This window comes from Sphingomonas sp. AP4-R1 (assembly GCF_013113735.1).
In the GTDB taxonomy this organism is placed as follows: Bacteria; Pseudomonadota; Alphaproteobacteria; order Sphingomonadales; family Sphingomonadaceae; genus Sphingomonas_I.
Map to the genome: position 1 here is coordinate 2,576,327 of NZ_CP053346.1, position 17,265 is coordinate 2,593,591.

Below are 17,265 nucleotides of genomic sequence, written 5' to 3' on the forward strand. Positions count from 1 at the left end.
GCCTCATCAATGGCTCACGCTGCGATCGGATGCGGCAGGAGGGAAGGGAGCCGGCCGATCGTGAAACCCGCCACGGCGGCCAGGCCGAGCAGGCCCGCGCTTGTCAGGAACTCCACGTTGGGGCCGGCGGCATCAAACACCATGCCGCCCACCGTGGCGCCGAGCGTGATGGCGAGCTGCACGATCGCCACCATTAGCCCGCCGCCGGCCTCTGCTTCGTCGGGCACGGTGCGCGCCAGCCACGTCCACCAGGCAACCGGTGCTGCGGTTCCGGCGAAACCCCACACCGCGAGCAGCGCGGCGGTGGCCAGGGTCGATCCGCCGAGCAGCGCAAGAAGCACCGCGACGACCGCCATCATCGTCGGCAGCACGCCGAGGGTTAGGAAGAGGCCCTTGTCGAGGACGCGGCCGATGAGCACCGTACCGGTGAAGCCGGCCACGCCGACGATCAGCAGCATGGCTGACAGCATGGCGGCGCCGACATGCGTCACCTGCTCGAGGAAGGGACGCAGGTAGGTGAAGAGCGCGAATTGCCCGACGAAGAGCAAAGCGACGGTCACCAGGCCAAACACGACCGGCGGGCGCTTCAGCAGCGCCAACATTGCTCGACCACCCTGCGATTGCTCCATCGGCAGCCGCGGCAGCGTCACCGCCTGCCAGACAATCGCGGCGACCGCGGCCGGCACCACGCTGAAGAAGGCTCCACGCCATCCGATCAGCCCGCCCATGAAGCTGCCGAGCGGTGCCGCGATGACAGTTGCGAGCGCGTTGCCGCCGTTGATGACGGCGAGCGCCTTGGCGACCTGATCCTCCGGGACCAGTCGCATTGCGATCGATGCAGACATCGACCAGAAGCCGCCGATCGCCACGCCGAGCAGCGCCCGTCCGGCCATCAGGACGAGATAGGTCGATGCAAAGGCGACGATCGCACCCGAGACGACGAGCAGCGCCGTCAGCGCCAAGACCACGAGCCGGCGATCAATCCGCCCCAGGACAGTCGATAGCGACAGGCTGGTGATGACAGCGAAGACACCGGAAATGGCGATCGCCTGTCCGGCCTGACCTTCCGTGAGCGACAGAGTGCGCGCGATAGGGCTAAGCAGGCTGACCGGCATGAATTCGGAGGCGACGAGCACGAAGCTGCATAGCGCCATCGCATAGACCGCGCCCCAGCGCGTCGTGTTCTCTGCCGTCCCGGCTGGGACTATCGATGCCGCAGGTGCGGCCGTAAGGCTCGCCATAAAGGCTCTCCTGTTAAATCATGCGGCCCCGGACCGGGGCACGGAGGGGAAGGGGGCGTTCGGCCCATGCGCTTGCGGGACCGCCGAAACGGATGGTGACCCGCTAACTGGTCAAATCTAGGATGCAGGCAGATGGTGAACAATGTGCCGGTCCGTTCATGGAGCGATGAGCGAAACTCATCGTCGAGATGCCGAGCGGGTGGATCGTTCGATCCGGTAACGCAGCCATAGAATGCCACCGTTCAGCAGCTCATGCTCCTCAAGCACCAGTGCGGTCAGCTCGATAGGCAAACCTTCTGCGCTGTCCGGACCGTCGAACGTCGCCGGCGCGCCGCCGGCACCGTCGATCGCTGGGACGATCATTAGGCTGATCTCATCTACCATCCCGGCGCGAAGGAGGGCGCCATTAATGTGGCCGCCCCCTTCGAGGAGAAGGTGGTCGATGTGAAGTTGGCCCTTCAGAAAGGACATGGCGGCGTCGAGGTCGAAACTCTCTGTTCCTGCGAATACATAACCGACGCCATCGCCGCGAAGGCCGGCGAGGTGGCTGTCTGAAACCTGTTCGGTCAGCAGGACAATGATGGGATCGCCCCCTACGTCAGCACGACCCCATGCGATCTTGCCGTGTGCGTCGGTCACGATCGCGTAAGCGGTGGCATCCGTCTTCGGCAGCCACGCCGTGCGCGGAAAGCGTTCGGTGGTGTCCTGCGGGTAGGCTTCGCGTTTGGCGAACTCCTGCCCGGTCGCCCGCCCCACGATCCACGACCCACCACCAAGGCGTTCGTGGAGACGATCGTAGGTCTCATGCGAGTGGGCGCCCGTGGGCGACCAGCGTTGCGGCAGGATGCGGCCGTCAATGCTGCTTGCCATATGGCAGGTGATCCGGGGCCGGGGCATGTGAATTCCTATGTGTGTTCACGACTACTAACGCGTCAATCAGGTCAACGGCGCTAGTTTGTAGCTGAATCCTCTGCAACGCTACGATGATAACTGCTCACGGAAGCGCAAGGGTGGGTTCGCGTTCTAATCCCATAATCGGGCCGATCGCCCGATCAGCACGGAGCCCAAACCATGACAGCCTCATTCAACTTCTCCTTCGCCGGCAAGGTCGCATTCGTGACCGGCGCGGCGAACGGCATCGGTCGCGCTACCGCGCGAGCGTTTGCAAAGGCTGGCGCCAGCGTTGCTGTGGTCGATGTGTCCGAAAGCGGGGCCACCGCGGTTGCCGACGAAATCGAGGGGGCTGGTGGAAAGGCGCTCGCGATCCGCTGCGACGTGTCGAAGAACGCTGATGTCGAAGCCGCGCTGGCGCAGACGGTCGAACAATTCGGGGGCGTCGATATCGCCTTTAACAACGCCGGCATCGAGCAGGGACAGATCAAGCTCGCCGAATTGAGCGAAGATGATTTCGACCGCCTGACAGCGATTGACCTCAAGGGCGTGTTCCTTTGCATGAAGCACCAGATTCCGCTTATGAAGCAGCGCGGGGGCGGCACGATCGTCAATACGTCGTCGGGTGCCGGCGTCGTCGGCATCCCGGGCCAAGCCGGCTATGTCGCGGTGAAGCATGGCGTCATCGGCATGAGCCGCTCGGCTGCGCTGGAATATATCGCCGATGGCATCCGGGTTAATGCCATCTGCCCCGGCATCATCGAGACGCCGATGATTACCGACCGCGTGTCCGGCGGAACAGCCGAAGGTCAGCAGAAGATGGTCGAGCAGGAGCCGATTGGTCGGATGGGCAAGCCGGAGGAGATCGCTGCGGCCGTCCTTTTCATCTGTTCGGACGCGGGGGGCTTCATGGTCGGCCATGCGATGGTCGTCGATGGCGGCCAGACCGCCGGTCTGAGCGGCTGATTGCGGCACGACGCGACCCGACACGGTTGCCCGACTTCATCATCATATTTCGGGGAGCATCGCTTCCTCGTGAAAAGGAAGCATAAATGCCCAAATCGCCTCTGACGCTTATAACCGCTATTGCACTTGTAAGCGGGGCGCCTGCAGCGGCGCAGCTGACGAATGGCGTCGGCTTGCCTGCCGAGGGAGCGCGAGCGCCCGACGGGCCAGTCACGCCAGGTCAGCCGCTTGCCGTGAATCAGGCACCGGTGCCGACGCAACGACCCGCCTTTCCCGGCCAGGCACGGGCCCCGGCGGTCGTCACCCGCACGCCAATTGCCGTCGAGGTCAAGGCGCACAATCTGAACCACCCGTGGGGGTTGGCCTTCATCGGCGACGGCCGGATGCTCATTACAGAAAAGCCCGGGTCGATGCGCGTCCTCGATATGGCAAGCGGCACGCCCGTTGCAGGTGTACAGGGCATTCCGGCTGTAGTCTTCAAGGGCGATGGCGGCTTGCTGGATGTCGTAACCGACCCTGCCTTCGCGCAGAACCGGATGATCTACTTCACCTATGTCGAGCCACGCGGCGAAGAGGATAGCGGGCTTGTCGTTGCAAAAGCCCGGCTGAAGCCGCCTAAGTCGGGCGGCAACCAGGCACCGATGTATACGCTCGAGAACGTCACGACGCTTCTGCGCGCGACAGGCGCCAAGGAACCCGGCCATTACGGCTCGCGGCTGGTTTTCGATGCCGAAGGCTACCTGTTCGTAAGCCTGGGCGAGCGCTTCTTCTATCCGACACGGGGCGAGGCGCAGTCGTTGTACTCGATCCTCGGCAAGGTGCTGCGCATCTCGACCGACGGCAAGGCCGCACCCGGCAATCCGTTCGACCGCGACCAGCAGCTCGAGGACCATCCCCGCGCTGAGATCTGGAGCTATGGCCATCGTAATCCGCAAGCGCTGGCGATCAGCCCGGTCGACGGCCGGCTTTGGGAGTCCGAGCACGGCCCCAACGGTGGCGACGAGGTGAACCTGATAGGACGTGGCGCCAACTACGGATGGCCGCTCGTCGCTTACGGCAACAATTACGACAAGACGCCGATAAACGGTGGTCGCACCGTGCTCAAGGACACCGAACAACCGCGCTATGTCTGGCAGGCGACGGTCGCTCCCGGAGGAATGGACTTCTACTCGGCCGGCCTTATTCGCGAATGGAAGAACAACCTCTTTGTGGCCGCTCTCGCCGGACAGCATCTCGCGCGGCTGGTAATCGAAGGAGACCGGATCGTGGGCGAGGAACGCCTTCTCCAGGATCAGCATCAGCGTATTCGCGACGTGAAGCAGGGGCCGGACGGGGCTCTTTGGGTCGTGACCGACGATGCCGATGGCCGGCTGATCCGGCTCGCGCCCAGCTAAGTCCGGCCTGAGCGATGCTCACTGTGGTCGACTGAGCATAGCGTTTGCCTGACCGGCCACATCATCGTCCTGATCGTCGAGTCACTCCTGTGCAATTGCGCGGGCCAGGCGGATCTTTCGCTCGCGGCTGAAGCTGTAGCCGTGAAGGATGTCATCCTCAAAGCCGTGGACGATGCCGTCGTCCCGGTTGCTGAAAGGAGCCAGATGATGAACGCGTCAATGAGCCTCTCTAGGTTATAGGTCAGCGAGACAGCTCGGCCCGGATCCTGCGATCACCCGACGAACCTCGTCGACGGTCCTCGGACCCCTGACCGAGCTCGCCGGCCGCTTGCGTGACCCTGCGCGATCAGCTGTCTTCGAGTGCGGGCATCAGGCGTTCGCCGCAGGTGCCTCATACCAATGGGCTGCCCGGTAGCAGCCCGCCGCGTGATCGCCGTGCAGATAGGCAAGGCGGTGCGCCGCACCCACGAGGAAGTCACAGCTGGATCGAAGCCCCGAAAATGCCTTCTTCACCTCCGGACTGGGTGAAGGCCCCATCAGATGATCGGCGCAGATTTGTGCCAGGACTGCGAAGATATCCATCTGCGCGGTAGGCGTGCGCACCGTGCCCAAGATAACTCCCGTGCGATCGACAATTGCTTCATCTCGCTTGAAAAGCTCGAGAACGGCCTCCCCGAAGGCCTCCTTTGAACCGAATTGGGCATGGAATACGGGATGGCCTGGCTTCTCCTCGTCCATGTCGTAGTGGGCGCCGTACACGTGCTCTAGACTGCCGGCCTTCTGCCGAAAGTAAGCGACCTCGGTCCCGAACGTCTTGGTCCTCAACGGCATTGCCTTGAAGTCCGGCCCTTCCAGCGTCAGCCATCCTTTCGCAACTACGAAAAGGTCGGGACCTCGACGATTTGGCCGCTCCGGCACGTAGAAGACGATCGGCCCGAAGTTCAGCTTTACGACATCGTCGGGCGCAGCCGGATCGATCCGGAACACCTCGAAGCCACTCGAAGGCGCAACCTGACTGGCCTGATACATCTGCATCAGCCCGAATGTCGCGGTCTGCCATGCGTCCGCCACGCGCTGCAGCACTCGCGGTGCGTCCTTGTTCACGCCCCCAAGCTCCCCTCACAAACCCAGCAAGGGAGCCCACTCGTCGTAGAAGTCCCTTTCTACGCGACAGAGCTGCGCGCCAGATGGAATCCAGCTGCTCGATGGCACGGAGCAATCGGCTCGCTCACACACCGGCCGCACGGTGAATGGACACCAAAAGCCGCCCTTCACCCCGCCGCATCGATCGCAGTCATGCGTCGCCAAGGGTCGGCCGAGCGCTTCCTCGACAAGCCGACGATTGAGATCGGCAAATGACTCCAAGTCCGCCTGATCGAGGTCGCCGCCGAAGCCATCGAGGATGCGATCCACATCGCCGCGCCAGAAATAGCTGTGCCCCGCGCTGAACGGCCCTGTGTAACGGGCATCAGCAAACAACGGCTCGATCGCTTCCGACTCTCCCAACGTCGTTGCCATGTACGCGCACAGACTATGTCGAGAGAGGATCGGACCGGGATACTTCAGAATCGCATTGCAGAGGACGTGACCCAAGACATAGGTGAGCAGCCTGATCTTATCCGCATCATCGGGCTGGTCTTCTCCAGCGAAGCTGCGAAGCTGCTGGAGCAAAGCCGAGTTCGAAGCGCCGAGCCGCGACATGTAGGCGGCGAACTGGCTTTCCAAACGCGAGCGTCCGAGCAGCGACGAGAGCACGGCGGCAAGGCTCCGCCTTTCCGTGAGGAGCGCTGGCGCCTCCTCGATCCCGCTACGCAGACTACGAAAGCCCCTGAACGTGGTCGCGACGAACGCCGCTCCATGCTCATCATCTGTCGGCACGCGGAGTTCGAAGAGGTTCGGCTCTTTTGGGAGATTCGCAACATTGCCGCGCGAGAAGTCGCCCACGGGGATCGCCTTCTTCTGGCACCAGCCTACGATGCTGAGGCCGAACAATCCCTTCACACTGGTCGTGAGATCGTAATCGGTGATCACGAGTGCAGTCTGATCGTCGACACGGGCTTCAAAGGCCTCGGCCGGCGGACCATCTTCCTCGGTCGGTACCCAGGTCCTGATTTCGACTTCTTCCGCCGGCATGAGCACGGCCAGACGCTGACGAAGAGACTCCAAGCTTTCGGGGTTGTCGTCAATCAATAGCAGATTGGGCGTTTCATCGGCCACTATCGGCTCCCTCCTGCCGGAAGCGGCAGGCGAACCCGCACGCATGTCGCAAATTCAGCGGGTGGGTCGACCAGCTCCGCCCTGCCTCCGAACGCTTCGGCGCCCCGCCGTACCAGGGCGAGGCCAAGGCCCATGCCGGACCCGAGCGGATCGTTCTTCGACTGGGTAGTGGTGAACAGCGGATCGAAGACCCGTTCCTGCAAGGCGTTTGGGATACCAACGCCCGTGTCGGAGACCTCGAGGTAATGCCATTTCCCTTCGTTCCAGGCTCGAAAGGCGATCTTTCCCCTTTGCTTGCCAACCTTTGCTGTCACCGCTTTCAGGGCGTTTGTGTATAGATTGAGCGCAATCCCGTTGTAGAGCGATACCGGGACGGGAGCGGCGGTAAGATCGGGCTCAGCCGAAATCTCGACGTCGATGTTGCGCTCCTCCGCATACTTTCCAAACACCCGCTTAACTTGTTGCAGGCGCGGCCTAACTGGGTATGGCTTCGCGGGCGTCGCCTTCGATCCTTGGATGTAACCCGACGAATAGGTGACGAACTCCCTCAGCCGTCGAATGTGACCGGCGAACGCCTCGACCTGAGGTTCGAACTGCGGAGCGGCCTTCGCGAGTTCGACAAGGTCCTTGTGAGTTTGCTCAAGCTCCTGCAGGGCAACGCCGAATTCGTGCGTCATGAACCCGGCAACGACGCCGAGGAGGCTCATCACCTCAAGCTGCTGCTCACGTTCCTTCGCATTCTCTTCCTGACGCTCGACAAACTGTTGGGTCTCCGCAATCGCTGCGACGATCTTGACCTTATCGGCCGCGGCGATGTTGGGGTTCTGCTGAACCTCAAAAATCGCGGTCCGAGTGCGGTCACGGATCGCCGCGACGATCGCCTCCTGCTCGGCCTGCTTCTCCTCCTGCTGAAGCCGTCGGTCTGCGAATGCTATCGCCTCGACTGCCCCGCGGATGAGGTCCGACAACTGGGCAAAGGCTCGGTTCTCGACGAAACCTTCGCGGTCGGCCGAAGCAATGAGTCCTTCCTCGTCGCCTTCCGGATCAAGCTCGTTCGACCTTTTGCCCTCGACCTGAACCAATCCGACAAGCTGCGCTGACTGTGGCAGCCTCAGCATCCAATTCTGTGATGTGTCCGCCCTGACCTGCGGCGACATCGCGAAATGCTTGGCCGCGATGGTCGATCGTGGATCGCGGTGATTGCGGGCGGCATCGGCCTGAAGCCGCAGCCAATCGTCGGATTGAGACCCGTAAGGCTGAACACGGAAGCTGCGATCGAACACTGCGACGCCGTGGTTCGCACCGATCCACGACTGAGCTCGTCGACCGTCGACAGGCATGTTCGTGAACGTGCCCGTCCGGCGCGGGAAAAAACGTATGTCGGCATAAAACTTGCCGATCTCGTTCGGGTACGTGTCAACGATCTTGAGATAGGGCGACTTCTGACCCCGGCGATGGATGCGGAGGTCGATCTTGTCGCCCTGCAGCCGCAACCTGGCCCGAAGCACGTACGCATCGAGGATCGCCGCCGCGACATCTCCCTCGTCGTCATCGTCACCGACTTTGACCTTCAGCAAAAAGCCAGGATCGGCGGATATTCCCTCCTCGTCGCCGATCTCAACGTCGTCGCCGTCGGTCATGGTACGGAAAAGCGAGCGAAGTGGCGTTAGAATGCCGATCGATCCGGTTCTCACGGTGTTGAGATCGAGCCGGCTCGCTTCGGTGCGCAAGCGTGTGATGGTCAGCGTAGTCCCGGTCGGCGTATCGGCAGGCACCTCGACAAGCTCGTAGGGTACCTGGACTTTGCCCAAGTCCTCATGACGGTCGAAGTTCGGCCAGTCGAAGGTCGCCGTCAGCCTCGTGCGAACACCACGCTCGTCGTCGTCGGCCACAGAACTAAGGCTCAGCGCTCGCCCGAGGAACCGCACGGCAAAGCGTCCGATCCCTTTCTCGCCGGTGATAAGGCGGAAATAAGTGTCGCTGAACCGAATATCCTCTTTCGCGCTGGTGCCGATCCGCATCCATCCATTGGTGAAGCGGTCCAGCGTCATACCCGCGCCATCGTCGGAAACCACGATGGATCGCGGCGGGTCGTATTCGACCGAGCATTCCGTGGCGTCGGCGTCGTAGGCGTTCTTGATCAGCTCGACGATCGCGACCTCGGGCTGCTTCACCAGCCGTTCGCCAAGCTCACGTAGGATCCTGCTCTCGATCGTGAACGAAATCGTTCCTCGATCCAGCACGTCGCTGTCCTTCGCTGGCAGGGTGTTGGCCACGCTACTCTGCCGCCGGGACAAAGCGACGGAGAAGAAGAGAGTTTAGCTGATTGATCTCGATCTTCCGAAGTCCGTTCGAATGAGCAACGACCCTATCGCGTAGGTCCTCGCCGTCGAGGCCGCTGATGATCGTCGTAATCTGCTCCTCGCTCGCATTATAAATTCCCGACACGCCACCGACGGCCCGGGCTCCAATCGCATTGCGTACGCCCTTCGGGAACTCGCCCTTGAAACTTTGAGCAATCAAGACGTCGGGGACAGGAGGCATCTTGAACGCCCACCATGTCTCCCGTTCAAGGCAGGTGGCCGTCTGATACTGGGCTGGCGGTACACCGTTCAAGTAAGCCGCGAGAGTGGCGCTGGGCGTCACATCCGTTCGAATGAGCCAGCACTTCTGGCCGGGCGCACGGAAATATCGCCTGAAGGCAGCATCATCCAGGTCACGCAAGTCGCCGGGCAACACCCTTAATGTCGTAATGCACGGCACGACATCGCGACCGATCGCCAGGCCGCTGCGCGCGCGCTCGCCTTCGGTCAAGGTGAGCACCTTCTGTGTCCCAGGGCTCAATCCGCGGATAGCGCGAGGGGCTCCCTCCGGAATGTCGCTCCTTCGCACATAGTCGATAACCCCGTCTTTGGAGCCGCTAGCCGATTGCATCGGCAGATAGGCGCCGTCCGCTGTCTCTTCGAAATAGCTCCAGCGTCCCGTCCGCTTTGCCTTGTCGACGATCGTAATCGATGAGGTCGTCAGAACGCTGTCGAAGGTCGTGTCGATCAGCCGGTAGACGTTAACCTCCCACTGCTGCTCGGCGATATAATCGCGTAAGGCTCGAGCCGACGGGCGCGACACCCATTCGAACGGGATAACCAGCACACAAAGACCGTCATCCTTCAGGCTCGCCAGAGACTGAAGGAAGAAATACTGCCACGCATTGGCGAGACCGGACACGGAAATGCCCAGTCGTCGCCGCAGCACTTCGGAGGCCTGCTGGCGCCAACCCGCAGGCAAATCCTGGTTCCGCACGAAAGGCGGATTTCCAATGCACAGGTCGGCGTCATCGACGTCGTCAGAGAACGCGCAAAGATTGACCAGGCGTGCGTGGTCCGGCAATCGCGCATTTGCGCATCGTTCGGCATCGATTTCGTAACCGATATACTCGGCGTACACCCCGCCGACCGCAAAACGGGCGTCACCAGCACCCAGGTCGAGCACCTTGCCAATGCTGGTCCGCAAAGAATTGACATGATCCCAAGCTGCCCGCACCAGCTCGCTCGGCGTATCGACTTGGCAACGGTCGAGATAAAGTGAAACAGAAGTCCAGTCGCCCCAATCACGGGTAAGGTCGATCACCCGGCGTGACTTTACCGCTGGTTCGCAACCTGCTTGCATATGCTGTAGTCCATCCGTCACTTCGTGTTCTGTCGGCCCGAATCTCTCCAGAGCCCCCTGTAGACATGAGCCTAGCGATACGGCTGCGCCCGGACAATCGCTTGTACTCGCCAAGCCGTTAACATCGCTCTTTGGGCGGTCTCTGCGCCGTCTGTCGCGCGGCATGCTCGTCTGCCCAAGCGTAGCGTCAACTGACATGGCTTCGCTCCGCCGCCGGCAAGCGGTCGTTTTTCACCGCCTGTAATGCCTTGTGGAGGGTGGACCGGTGTACGCCCAGTGTTCGCGCCACCTCCGACACCGAGGTATCGGGATTTCCCAAGAGCCGCGTCGCGAACCGCACCTTCTCGGGGCTTAATTTAGCCGGCCGGCCTCCTTTTCGGCCTCGCGCACGCGCCGCAGCCAAGCCGGCCCGCGTGCGCTCACGCCCCAGCTCTCGCTCGAACGCCGCAAGGGCGCCAAACAGGTGAAATAGGAGGCGACCGTTCGGCAGGGTCGTGTCGATGCCTTCGCTGAGGCTGCGCAAATCAGCCCCGGCGGCCTCAAGCCGCTGCACGATGGCTACGAGATGCGAAAGCGAATGCCCGAGCGCATCAAGCCGCCAAACGACCACGGTGTCTCCCGTCCGCAGGTTGCCCAGCAACTCGGTCAGCACCGGCCGCTCGGCTGATGTACCTGACGCCCGTTCCGAGCATATCCGCTCACAGCCAGCGGCCTTCAGCGCATCCAGCTGAAGACGCATGGTCTGCTCATCCGTCAACATTCGCGCGTAGCCCATCAACATGTCGAAAAAGGTAGCAGCGCATGCGTTTGCGCGACAGTGATTTCTCGACGGCTTTTGCGACGGCAGCGAAGGTGTTTGGTTGGCTGTGCCGCCGGACCGGACAAGGTCCCGGAACGCGCGATTGATGAGCCATACTCATGACGGCAATTGGTATGCGCCAGCTATTCGGCTATGCGGCAGAATGCTAGACTAGGACTCCGGGTGTAACCTCAAGCGAGGAGCTGCAGCGTTGCTCCAACCGACCGGTGGCAAGAAGCGGGGATTCCGACAGCCGTGACCTTGGTTGAGCAGCCCAACGGAATTATGAAGCATACGGCGAGCGAGCCGCTATTCCTGGCAGAGAATCGTCGAGACTGCACGGCGCGGCCACGCCATCCGAGATCCGTGGCGTTTCAATGCGCTCACGTGGGACGCTTGATCGAAAGAGGTCTCGCTTGAGCGCGTAAAGGGATGATGGACTCCCCGGAACCGATAAAGCCTTCAACGGCAAAAGTCTCCGATGCTTCGACCGAAACGACTGGCGACGCGCCCGTTCAACAGCTTCTTGCCCTTCTTGAGATCGATTATGATACGCTGCGGATGCGCCTCTCGGCGCACCTGCGTTCCCCGGAGGCTGCGGACGAGGCGCTTCACGACGTCTATGTGAAGTTGAGAGCAAATCCCTCGATCGGCGAGCTTCATAACCCTCGTTCCTATCTCTATCGAATGGCCATCAACCTGGCAAAGAACAGCGAGCGAAGCGGCTGGCGGACGGCGAACACAGAGGATGCTTCGCTCATCGACATTCCGGATAGCGCGCCGAACCAGGAAGCCGTCGTCCTGGCAACAGACGAACTGAACCGCGCACTGCGGGCCCTTCATGACCTTCCGGCAAAACGGCAGGCGATTTTTCTGGCCAAGTGGCGGGATGAGAAATCTCTGGCGGAAATTGCCGAAGAGTTTGGGTTGCACAAACGCTCAATTCAGAAAGAACTCGCCCGATCTGAAAAATATCTCAGGACGGTCTTGCGCCGTCCCAAGCGTCCACTCTGAAAGGGATGGCCGCTGACGGATCAGCTTCTCGGCTGGGCCGCTTCTGGATAAGGCGCTGCGGGGCGGCATTCAGCCGGGTTCTTCGGGAGCATAGCCGCAGTGCCTATGTGTTTCCGGGTGAGAAGGCTGGGCAGCCGCTCTCCCAGAATACGGTGATCTATGGCTGTTACTGGATGGGATATCGCAGGTGGCAGACCGTCCATGCTTTCCCGGGGCTGGCGTCGACTTTGGCCAATCAGGCCGAATGCTACCGGTCGGACTGGATCGAGATGACGCTGGCTAGTGCCGATGAGGATGAGGTGCGGAGTGCCTATAACAGCGCCCTCTATCTGTCGCCCCGTAGGCACATACTCCAGGCTTGGGCCGATCATATCGCGGCGATGATTTAGGGCAGGGAGCAGGTGGCATAGGATCAGGGCTCAAAAAGCCGCACACGGATTGGAGTACGGCGGGCCAAGACAACCGGCCGTGCTCCCTCCCTTGCCGGATCGAGCGGGTCGGCCAACACGTTCCATAACGACGCTTGTCACAGAAGCTTGCCCACCATTTTGGTATGAGCGGCGCGGCGAGATATCGACCTCGGCAAACTGTCTGCTTTTACGCTACTCTGGTCGGTAGCACGAACCCGCTGCGCGGGAGGGGTACGTGCGGCACGGTTGAGGTGACAGATCGATCGTTGCACTCGGATTGAGCGCTACGGGAGGCAAGCAGAGCATCGGGGCTCCACGAGAAGGAGCCCTGCCATGACCAGTCTCATTCCTGTTGCCGTCAGCCCACTACGCCAGCGTCTCATCGACGAGATGGAGATACGGCGGTTCGGCCGCGAGACGCAGCGCAATTACCTTCGTGACGTCGGTAAGCGTGGCCGGTAGGCCGCCTTGCGGTAGCGCTGGCGGTCAGGATGCTTGTCGCCTTTGACGAGGGCGCGAGAGGTGCGGGAAGTTGTGGGTTCTGTGACTGGTTATACGAGTGCTCGTATGACCAGTCGTATGGAGGTGGTCGGCCGCGTGTCGGGTCGACGGAGATGGTCGGACGCGGAGAAGCTGGAGATCCTGACGGAGGCGTTCCGGCCGGGGGGGCGGGTTTGCGACGTCATCGCCCGGCGTGAGGTGTCGAGCAGCCTGATCTACACGTGGCGCAAGCGATTGCGGGAGGGCAAGCTGGCGTGTGCCGTGCCGTCGTTGCCGGAGTTCGCCGAAGTGCAGGTGGCGCAACCGGTTGTGCCGACACCGCAGCCGGCGCCGTGTTCATCTACGCTTATCCAGATCGAACTGCCGGGTGGCGTGCGGGTGAGCGTGGATGCCGCCGTGGATGCAGGGGCGCTGGCACGGGTGCTATCGGTGCTGCGATGAACCCCGTGCCATTGCCGACGCGGGTGTTTCTGGCGTGCGGCGTGACCGACATGCGCAAGGGGTTCGATGGCTTGGCGGTGCTGGTGCAGCAGGTGCTGGCGCAGAACCCACATTCGGGTGCCTTGTTCGTGTTCCGGGGCAAGTGGGGCCATCTGGTCAAGCTGCTGTGGTTCGACGGCCAGGGGCTTTGCCTGTTTTCCAAGCGGCTCGACCGTGGCCGCTTCGTCTGGCCGGTGACCGCGACCGGCACGGTGACGCTGACGCCGGCACAATTGTCGATGCTGCTGGAGAGCATCGATTGGCGACGGCCCGAGCGGACGTTCACGCCGACGCTGGCGGGGTAGGAACGGCAGTTTTGGGTCGCTTTCCTCGCTCGCCGACCTGCAATCTGCTATGGTGACAGCGTGTCGGAAGCGCCTGTTTCCCCTGCTGATGCCACCGCGCGGATCGCCGCGCTGGAGGCCTTGCTCGCCCGGGCGAATGCCGCGCTGGCCGCCCGCGACCTGCTCATCGATACCCTGCGCGGACAGATCGCCCGGCTGCGGCGAATGCAGTTCGGCGCGTCGTCCGAAAAGCTGGGGCGCGAGATCGCGCAGCTCGAACTGGCGCTGGAGGAACTCGAGGCCGAGCGCGATGCGCTTGGGCCTGAGATGGTTGACCCTGGCGTGGCGGTTCGGCCGGTGCCCGTCCGTAGTCTGCCAAGCCATCTGCCGCGCGAGGAGGTCGTCCACGAGCCGGCGTCGGGTACCTGCACCTGCCCGGACAGTGGCGGTGCATTGCGCCCGCTGGGTATCGACGCGCACGAGATGCTCGACATCGTGCCGGTGCGCTGGCGCGTCGTGCGCAACGTCCGCCCCAAAATACAGCTACCGGTCCTGCGAGAAGATCGTCCAGACGCCCGCGCCGGTGAGCGCCATCGCGCGGGGCAAGGCGACCTTCGCCACGCTGGCGCACGTCGTCGTCTCGAAATTCGACCACCATTTGCCGCTCTATCGCCAGGCCGAGATGATGGCCGCGCAAGGGCTCGACATCGACCGCTCGACGCTGGCGGGGTGGACCGGACACGCAGCAGCACTCCTCGACCCCATCGTCAGCCGCTTCCGTGACGAAGTCCTCAAGGCCGATAAGATCCATGGCGACGACACGCCCGCGCCGGTGCTTGACCCCGGCCGGGGCAAGACCGCGACCGGGCGACTGTGGGTCTACGCCACCGACGACCGGGCATCCGGCAGTACCGCGCCGCGCGCAACCTGGTATCGCTTCACGCCAGACCGCACCGCCGAGCACCCAACGTCCCATCTCGCCGGGTTCCGCGGTTTCCTGCAGGCCGATGCCTATGCCGGCTATGACCGGCTCGATCGCAGCGGCGTGACGGAGGTCGCCTGCTGGGCGCATTTCCGGCGCAAGGTCTTCGACCTGCACGAGCGGTCGCTCACTCCGCTGACCACCGACATCCTCGAGCGGATCGGCGCGCTCTACGCTGTCGAGACCGAAGTCCGCGGTCAACCACCGGATATGTGATGCCGAACCCGCCAGGAGAAAAGCCGGCCGCTGGTCGACGCCTTGCGCAAGGTGCTCGACGCCGCTCTTCGCCATCTGTCGCCCAGGTCCGACATGGCGATGGCCGTCGTCTATGGCACGAAGCGCTGGCCAGCACTGTCGCGCTTCCTCGACGATGGTCGCCTGGAGATCGACAACAATATCGCGGAGCGTGTGCTGCGCGGTGTCGCGATCGGACGCCGCAACTGGCTGTTCGCTGGCTCTCGCGCAGGTGGCGAACGGGCCGCTGCCATCTACACCGTCATCCAGACCTGCAAGGCGAACGGCGTCGACCCGTAGGCTTATATGGCCGACGTCATCGCCAAAATCGCGGACGACTGGCCTGCCAGCCGCTGGGATGAACTCATGCCGTGGAACTGGGCTCACGAACCTGCCAAACTGGCGGCATGAGCGCCGAGACCATCGCCCGCCTGCATATCGTCCTGGACGACCTCGAACCCACCATCTGGCGCCGGGTCGACGTGCCCGTAACCGCCAGCCTCAAGATGCTCCACGACATCGTCCAGGCCGCGATGGGTTGGGAAGACTACCACCTCTGGCATTTCGAGGCCGGCGACCGGCGCTACGGCATCCCCGACCCGATGTGGCCGGAGAGCGGCATGACCGCTGCAAAGAACGTGAAGCTCGCGACGCTCATCGACCGGGGCGTGCGGGCGCTTGTCTACACCTACGACATGGGTGACGACTGGCGGCACACCATCACGCTCGAGACGGTCGGTCCCGGTGAACCCGACGTCAAATATCCGCGCTTCGTCGATGGTGCCCGGCGCTGCCCGCCCGAGGATGTCGGCGGCTTGCCCGGTTTCGAGATGTTCCTCGATGCCATGGCCGACCCCAGTCACGAAGAACACGACCGCTTACGTGAATGGTATGGCGGCCCCTACAACGCCGACGACATCGACGAACGCTTCACCCGCCGCGCCATCGCCGCGATCGCCATCCGGCGCCACGCCGGCAAACTCGCCTACCAAAAGAGCCGCGCTCAATAACAAGGTGGCCTAACGGCCACGCTTACTGACGTCGGGCGGTTCGCGACGTTTCTGGTGCGCTCGCTGGATACGGCTAGGACGCTCGTTCACCCGGCTAGCGCCGTCAGCAAGCACTGGTTATGACCGTGAGCGATAAGCGCTCCTATTAACGGCATATGGATCTTATATTTTGCCGACGCTGAATTTGCTCAACCGCGTCAAGATTGAGACTACGAAGGACTGGCGGCATGCTCGGTAAAGGCGGCTTGACGCCACCGAGCGCAGGCGAATTTGTTAATGTCCGGGGGCGTCCATGGCTCGTTGACGGTGTAATAGAGGCTGGCGAAGGCCTCCACACCCTCTCGCTCTCGTGCATCGCCGACGACGCCAGCGGGGAAGCTCTGGAAGTGATACCCGCGCCGCGCCGATGATGACGCGGCCAGCGCTCTCGGAGAGCGGCGTCTTCTTCGCGTAGAATAAGCAGAGGGAGGCTCCGAGCTCGAGCGCGCCGAAGAACGTGTCGAGCTTGACAAGCTGGTTGCTTTTGTCTTGGATCCAGCTGGTCTCAAAGGACAGCTCGGGCTCGCGGTCGGGGTCGTAGCCGAGCCGTAGGGTGGCGGCCTTGCCGACCTCGCCCGACTTCTCGTCACCTTCGACGTTGGACTTCAGCATCCAGCCGAATGGTATGCAGGCGGCCCAATACGCTTAGAGACGCAGCGTGGTCTCGCCGAAGTGGCCGTGCGTTTCCTCGCTGGACGACTTGTAGGGATGCTGCTTCTTCAGGATCAGGTCGTGGTCCGCCATGAAGCTCACCCGCTCGTCGACGCACGGCGGCGGTCAGCTCCTCGAAGGGGCGTCCGCCATGCTCGTCCTGGTCGTCACGCTTGCCCGCCGCGATGCGGCTCAGGACGAGGCAAGAGGTGTTAGCCGAGGGCGCATTGCAAGCGCGTCGTTCCAGCCCTGAACGTGCCAGGGCACGCGTATCGTGACATGCTGCGACGGTAGTTTCCTTGATCCCGAGATCATTCGTTCCCCCCTCGACCGGTTCTCGGTCTCGCTTCCGGCAAAAACTCGGGATACCAAACGGATTCTTTTGCCGTCCGTCCGCCGCGCCCCCCGGTACCGGGTGAACCTACAGTCGCCGCTGGCGATTGAAAGAGTGGCTTCGTGAACTCTCGATGCTTAGCAGGGCTGCCT

General features: G+C 62.6%; 17 protein-coding genes and 1 pseudogene. 10 read left to right on the forward strand and 8 right to left on the reverse strand.

Annotated features, from left to right (window positions below; genetic code table 11):
- Positions 1-14: 14 nt before the first annotated feature.
- A complete protein-coding gene (locus HL653_RS11965) occupies positions 15-1,241 on the reverse strand; it encodes an MFS transporter (RefSeq protein ID WP_171744712.1) in 1,227 nt (408 codons plus the stop codon).
- A gap of 177 nt (positions 1,242-1,418) precedes the next feature.
- On the reverse strand, positions 1,419-2,138 hold the full coding sequence (locus HL653_RS11970; RefSeq protein ID WP_171744713.1) for a RibD family protein: 720 nt from the start codon (positions 2,136-2,138) through the stop codon (positions 1,419-1,421).
- Between the two features lie 174 nt (positions 2,139-2,312).
- Between HL653_RS11970 and HL653_RS11975 the strand changes: the two genes are divergently transcribed.
- Both HL653_RS11975 and HL653_RS11980 read left to right on the forward strand, forming a co-directional pair.
- A complete protein-coding gene (locus HL653_RS11975) occupies positions 2,313-3,098 on the forward strand; it encodes an SDR family NAD(P)-dependent oxidoreductase (protein WP_171744714.1) in 786 nt (261 codons plus the stop codon).
- Between the two features lie 86 nt (positions 3,099-3,184).
- On the forward strand, positions 3,185-4,492 hold the full coding sequence (locus HL653_RS11980; protein WP_171744715.1) for a PQQ-dependent sugar dehydrogenase: 1,308 nt from the start codon (positions 3,185-3,187) through the stop codon (positions 4,490-4,492).
- A gap of 369 nt (positions 4,493-4,861) precedes the next feature.
- Here the strand turns inward: HL653_RS11980 and HL653_RS11985 are convergent, their stop codons facing one another.
- From HL653_RS11985 to HL653_RS12005, 5 genes are all read right to left on the reverse strand, one after another.
- On the reverse strand, positions 4,862-5,596 hold the full coding sequence (locus HL653_RS11985; RefSeq protein ID WP_171744716.1) for a hypothetical protein: 735 nt from the start codon (positions 5,594-5,596) through the stop codon (positions 4,862-4,864).
- Between the two features lie 15 nt (positions 5,597-5,611).
- Entirely contained in the window at positions 5,612-6,709 is a 1,098-nt protein-coding gene (locus HL653_RS11990) for a hypothetical protein (protein ID WP_171744717.1), read from the reverse strand.
- Positions 6,709-8,985 (reverse strand): sensor histidine kinase, encoded by a 2,277-nt coding sequence (locus HL653_RS11995; RefSeq protein ID WP_171744718.1) that lies wholly within the window; start codon positions 8,983-8,985, stop codon positions 6,709-6,711. Before HL653_RS11995 ends, HL653_RS11990 begins: the two co-directional genes overlap by 1 nt.
- Position 8,986: 1 nt before the next feature.
- Positions 8,987-10,336 carry a class I SAM-dependent methyltransferase gene (locus HL653_RS12000; protein WP_171744719.1) on the reverse strand — a complete coding sequence of 450 codons (1,350 nt, stop codon included), beginning with the start codon at positions 10,334-10,336 and terminating at the stop codon, positions 8,987-8,989.
- 226 nt (positions 10,337-10,562) lie between these two features.
- On the reverse strand, positions 10,563-11,114 hold the full coding sequence (locus tag HL653_RS12005) for a recombinase family protein (protein WP_253717939.1): 552 nt from the start codon (positions 11,112-11,114) through the stop codon (positions 10,563-10,565).
- A 492-nt stretch (positions 11,115-11,606) separates the two neighbouring features.
- On the opposite strand from HL653_RS12005, the gene HL653_RS12010 reads away from it, so the two are divergent.
- From HL653_RS12010 to HL653_RS12040, 7 genes and pseudogenes are all read left to right on the forward strand, one after another.
- Positions 11,607-12,188 carry an RNA polymerase sigma factor gene (locus HL653_RS12010; protein WP_171744721.1) on the forward strand — a complete coding sequence of 194 codons (582 nt, stop codon included), beginning with the start codon at positions 11,607-11,609 and terminating at the stop codon, positions 12,186-12,188.
- A gap of 107 nt (positions 12,189-12,295) precedes the next feature.
- On the forward strand, positions 12,296-12,577 hold the full coding sequence (locus HL653_RS12015; protein WP_171744722.1) for a hypothetical protein: 282 nt from the start codon (positions 12,296-12,298) through the stop codon (positions 12,575-12,577).
- A 354-nt stretch (positions 12,578-12,931) separates the two neighbouring features.
- A complete protein-coding gene (locus tag HL653_RS24485) occupies positions 12,932-13,060 on the forward strand; it encodes a hypothetical protein (protein ID WP_301337970.1) in 129 nt (42 codons plus the stop codon).
- A gap of 105 nt (positions 13,061-13,165) precedes the next feature.
- The gene (locus tag HL653_RS12025) at positions 13,166-13,540 is read left to right on the forward strand and encodes a transposase (RefSeq protein ID WP_171744723.1); all 375 of its coding nucleotides are present in this window, start codon (positions 13,166-13,168) and stop codon (positions 13,538-13,540) included.
- Entirely contained in the window at positions 13,537-13,884 is a 348-nt protein-coding gene (gene tnpB, locus HL653_RS12030) for an IS66 family insertion sequence element accessory protein TnpB (RefSeq protein ID WP_171744724.1), read from the forward strand. Before HL653_RS12025 ends, tnpB begins: the two co-directional genes overlap by 4 nt.
- A 42-nt stretch (positions 13,885-13,926) precedes the next feature.
- A pseudogene (locus HL653_RS12035) lies at positions 13,927-15,490 on the forward strand (IS66 family transposase).
- Entirely contained in the window at positions 15,487-16,089 is a 603-nt protein-coding gene (locus HL653_RS12040) for a plasmid pRiA4b ORF-3 family protein (RefSeq protein ID WP_171744725.1), read from the forward strand. Before HL653_RS12035 ends, HL653_RS12040 begins: the two are co-directional and overlap by 4 nt.
- A 273-nt stretch (positions 16,090-16,362) precedes the next feature.
- Here the strand turns inward: HL653_RS12040 and HL653_RS23990 are convergent, their stop codons facing one another.
- Positions 16,363-16,740 (reverse strand): hypothetical protein, encoded by a 378-nt coding sequence (locus tag HL653_RS23990; protein ID WP_216599989.1) that lies wholly within the window; start codon positions 16,738-16,740, stop codon positions 16,363-16,365.
- A gap of 130 nt (positions 16,741-16,870) precedes the next feature.
- On the opposite strand from HL653_RS23990, the gene HL653_RS23995 reads away from it, so the two are divergent.
- Positions 16,871-17,032 carry a hypothetical protein gene (locus HL653_RS23995; protein WP_216599990.1) on the forward strand — a complete coding sequence of 54 codons (162 nt, stop codon included), beginning with the start codon at positions 16,871-16,873 and terminating at the stop codon, positions 17,030-17,032.
- Positions 17,033-17,265 lie beyond the last annotated feature (233 nt).